We start from the raw sequence: 3,415 nt of genomic DNA on the forward strand, positions 1-3,415 counted from the left end.
GACCATGGAAGTCGTCAACGGCAAGCAGTCTAAAGCAGAATCTCTGGGCTATACGGAAATGGCTATTGCCCGTGTCTGCAACTACGTTTAATCATTATGGCATACAGGCGCAGCGGTACAGACGTTACGCCTGTACGCTATGTTATAATATTTTATATTCCAAGAGGAGTTTTGTCGCATGAGCAAATTCAAAGAACGTTTAAAGAATGGTGAAAAGCTCTTTGGGCCTTTTATCAACATGAATTACCCTGCTGTCGTAGAAGTAGCCGGTATGGCTGGTTTTGACTTCTGCATCATCGATAATGAACACGGTGAAATCCCGGTAGAAGGAACGCTGGATATGATCCGCGCCTGCAAACTTGCTGGCATTCCATCCATTGTCCGCGTCTATGAAGGAAACCCGGAACTCATTGATAAGGCCCTGGACCTCGGTGCCGATGGTGTACAGATTCCGAATATTGGATCCAAAGAAGCTGCTGAAATCGCTGTCAGCGCCGCTAAATTTGCGCCAGAAGGAAGCCGTGGATGCAACCGGTATGTTCGTGCTGGCAAATATGGCTCTATTGATAAAGCTGATTTCTTTGGCAAGGCAAATGACGAAACGGCTGTCATTCTCCAGGTTGAAGGTCAGGACGGTGTACAGGCTCTGCCAGATATCCTGAAAGTCAAAGGCTTTGATGTATTGTTTGTCGGACCCTATGATTTATCTGCTTCCCTGGGAATCCCGGGACAGGTCAATCATCCGAAAGTCATTGCCCAGATGGAAGAAATCATGCGTCAGGCTAAAGAAGTCGGCGTAGCTGTCGGTTTCTTCTGCGATGATGTGGCAACGGCTGTAGAATGGAAAAACCGTGGCGTTCAGTACGTTTCCTTCTCTTCTGATATTGGACAGCTCTACGAACGCTTTAAAGAAGCAGCTGACGGATTTGCCAAAGGCTGATTATAGAAACGGTAAGGCAAAGAAAGGCACTGGCGTGTGCTTTTCTTTGTCCCTGCCTTTGTGAAATTTAGCACATTAAAGGAGTCGATTCACCTATGATGACAGGTAAGGAATATAAAGAAAGCTTGCGGAAACGTAATATCGTCGTATATCTTCAGGGCAAACAGATTCCGGCCAAAGAATTGCCGGACCATCCCTTCATCCGTGGCCATGTTAATTCCGCTTCCGTAACGTATGACCTGGCCTTTGACCCGGCATATGAAAACCTGATGACGGCGACATCCCATCTGACGGGCAAAAAAATCAACCGCTTCACCCATATTCACCAGAGTGTGGAAGATCTGGTCAAAAAAGTCAAAATGCTGCGCATGCTCTCCCTCAAAACGGGGACCTGCTATCAGCGCTGCGTCGGCTTTGATGCCATGAATGCCACCTATGGCACGACCTTTGAAATGGACCAGAAATATGGAACCCATTATCATGAACGGTTCAAGAAGTTCCTCGAATACATCCAGGATACGGACTTCATGGTATCCGGTGCCATGACCGATCCGAAAGGCGACCGCAGCAAACGGCCGAGCCAGCAGAGTGACCCTGATTTGTTCGTCCACGTCGTGGAAAAGAATGACAAGGGTATCGTCATCCGCGGCGCCAAGGCCCATATGACGGGGATGGTCAACAGCCATGAAATGCTGATTATGCCGACCATGAGCCTGAAACCGGAAGACAAAGATTACGCTGTCTGCTGTGCGCTGCCAGTCGATGCACCGGGGGTACTGCACATCTTCGGCCGCCAGAGCAATGATGGCCGTAAACTGGAAGGAGATATCGATCAGGGCAATGCCAAGTACGGTATCGTCGGCGGCGAATGCCTGACGGTCCTGAATGACGTCTTCGTACCGTGGGAACGGGTCTTCATGTGCGGGGAAACGGATTTTGCCGGCATGCTGGTAACGCGGTTTGCCAGCTACCACCGCCAGAACTACGGCGGCTGTAAGGGCGGCGTATCGGATATCGTCATCGGTGCAGCGGCAGCTATGGCCGATATGAACGGCTATGCCAAAGCCAGCCACATCAAATCGAAGATTAACGAAATGATCCACCTGACAGAAACGCTGTATGCGTGCTCCATCGCATGCTCAGCCGAAGGGGTACAGCTGCCGAGCGGCCAGTATTTCGTCAACATGCTGCTGGCAAACGTAAGCAAGCACAACGTCACGCGGTATATCTATGAAATCGACCGGCTGGCCCAGGATATTGCCGGCGGGTTCATTGCCACACTTCCGAGCCAGGCAGACCTGGAAAGCCCGGAAATAGGTAAATACGTAGAAAAATACTTCAAAGGCGTCGACGGCGTATCGACGGCAGACCGCATGCGGGTAGCCCGTCTGATCGAAGTGATGACAGGTGGCACGGCACTGGTAGAAAGCATGCATGGCGCTGGCAGCCCGCAGGCCCAGGAAGTTATGTACTCCAAACTGGCCAATCTGGAAGCGAAAAAGAAAGCAGCTCTCAAGATTGCCGGCGTTAAAGTAGAAGACTGAGGCGCGTATGATTGTCGGTGTTAAGTTCTGTGGTAATTGCAATCCTTTCATCGAAACGCCAACACTGCTTAAAAGGCTGATAGCGGCGGCCCCGGACTTGGAATTCCGCATTATCAGCCGTACGCTGCCGCATTGGGATGTTACCCTCCTTTTGAACGCCTGCCCGGCAGGCTGTCTGAAAGAGAAAGAATATAGGAATCCTGTCGTTGTCAGCGGATTGTCAGTGGAGCATTGGGATGTAGATGAAGGAGAATTGGTGCAGAAAGTTATTGCGGCCATCCGTTGTAAATTACCGGCAATGTAACAGGCAGAGTATGTTTGCATATAGTGCAAAAATATACAAAAAAAATAGTATAAAGAAAATATCAAATCCCTGAACTTTACTTCATAAGTAAAGTTCAGGGATTTGTTTTGTCAAGTGATATAATCCATGTTGATAAAAAGTCGATACAAAAAATGCATGGATGGGTACGGGGCATTGCTTATTTATAAAGATTGAAAAAATATAAATTCTAAGTATTGACGCTATAGGGAGAAAAACGTATAATATACATGTAATCAATTCGTATATACGTTATGATTCTTATATATGAATAATGACATGTATGCAGAGATGAGATGCAGACGAAAGTTTTTATTTAAAAATGGGATACTAGTGTTACTAAAGAAGAATCCCAGGGACAGACGTTGTAGATAACACGATGCAACACAAAACAATCCGGCGTTTTTAGTATTGATAGGAAAGCGGGGTGAATCCGGATCTGGTTTCGATGTTCTTTATTTATGTATTATAAGATTGTGAAATAGAGAACGCAGGATGTAGCATTTGTGATGCAGGTGACTATCGACCCCGTATTAAACGGGCTCACCATAGAAGGTATGAATCTTAGTGGAGGTGGCTGTTTTGTCTAACGAATTAGCTATTAAAAAA

The 3,415-nt window shown here is 47.3% G+C and carries 3 protein-coding genes; all 3 read left to right on the forward strand.

Going from position 1 to position 3,415, the window contains the following annotated elements; genetic code table 11:
* The first annotated feature begins 178 nt into the window (after window positions 1-178).
* The 3 genes from DBO31_RS04590 (at window position 179) to DBO31_RS04600 (ending at window position 2,788) form a co-directional block, all read left to right on the forward strand.
* Window positions 179-940 (forward strand): HpcH/HpaI aldolase/citrate lyase family protein, encoded by a 762-nt coding sequence (locus DBO31_RS04590; RefSeq protein WP_059076352.1) that lies wholly within the window; start codon window positions 179-181, stop codon window positions 938-940.
* Between the two features lie 95 nt (window positions 941-1,035).
* Window positions 1,036-2,484: a 4-hydroxyphenylacetate 3-hydroxylase family protein gene (locus DBO31_RS04595; RefSeq protein WP_059076353.1), complete on the forward strand. Its 1,449-nt coding sequence runs from the start codon at window positions 1,036-1,038 to the stop codon at window positions 2,482-2,484.
* 7 nt (window positions 2,485-2,491) lie between these two features.
* Window positions 2,492-2,788, forward strand: coding sequence for a hypothetical protein (locus tag DBO31_RS04600; RefSeq protein WP_059076354.1), 297 nt, complete (start codon window positions 2,492-2,494; stop codon window positions 2,786-2,788).
* The last annotated feature ends 627 nt before the right edge of the window (window positions 2,789-3,415 follow it).

Source organism: Megasphaera sp. DJF_B143 (assembly GCF_900320625.1).
Classification (GTDB): domain Bacteria; phylum Bacillota; class Negativicutes; order Veillonellales; family Megasphaeraceae; genus Megasphaera; species Megasphaera hexanoica.

Bases quoted from the DNA above. Each gene is read 5' to 3' on its own strand.
- DBO31_RS04600 (WP_059076354.1), top strand. From the start codon at position 2,492: ATGATTGTCGGTGTTAAGTTCTGTGGTAATTGCAATCCTTTCATCGAA.
- DBO31_RS04590 (WP_059076352.1), top strand. From the start codon at position 179: ATGAGCAAATTCAAAGAACGTTTAAAGAATGGTGAAAAGCTCTTTGGG.
- DBO31_RS04595 (WP_059076353.1), top strand. From the start codon at position 1,036: ATGATGACAGGTAAGGAATATAAAGAAAGCTTGCGGAAACGTAATATC.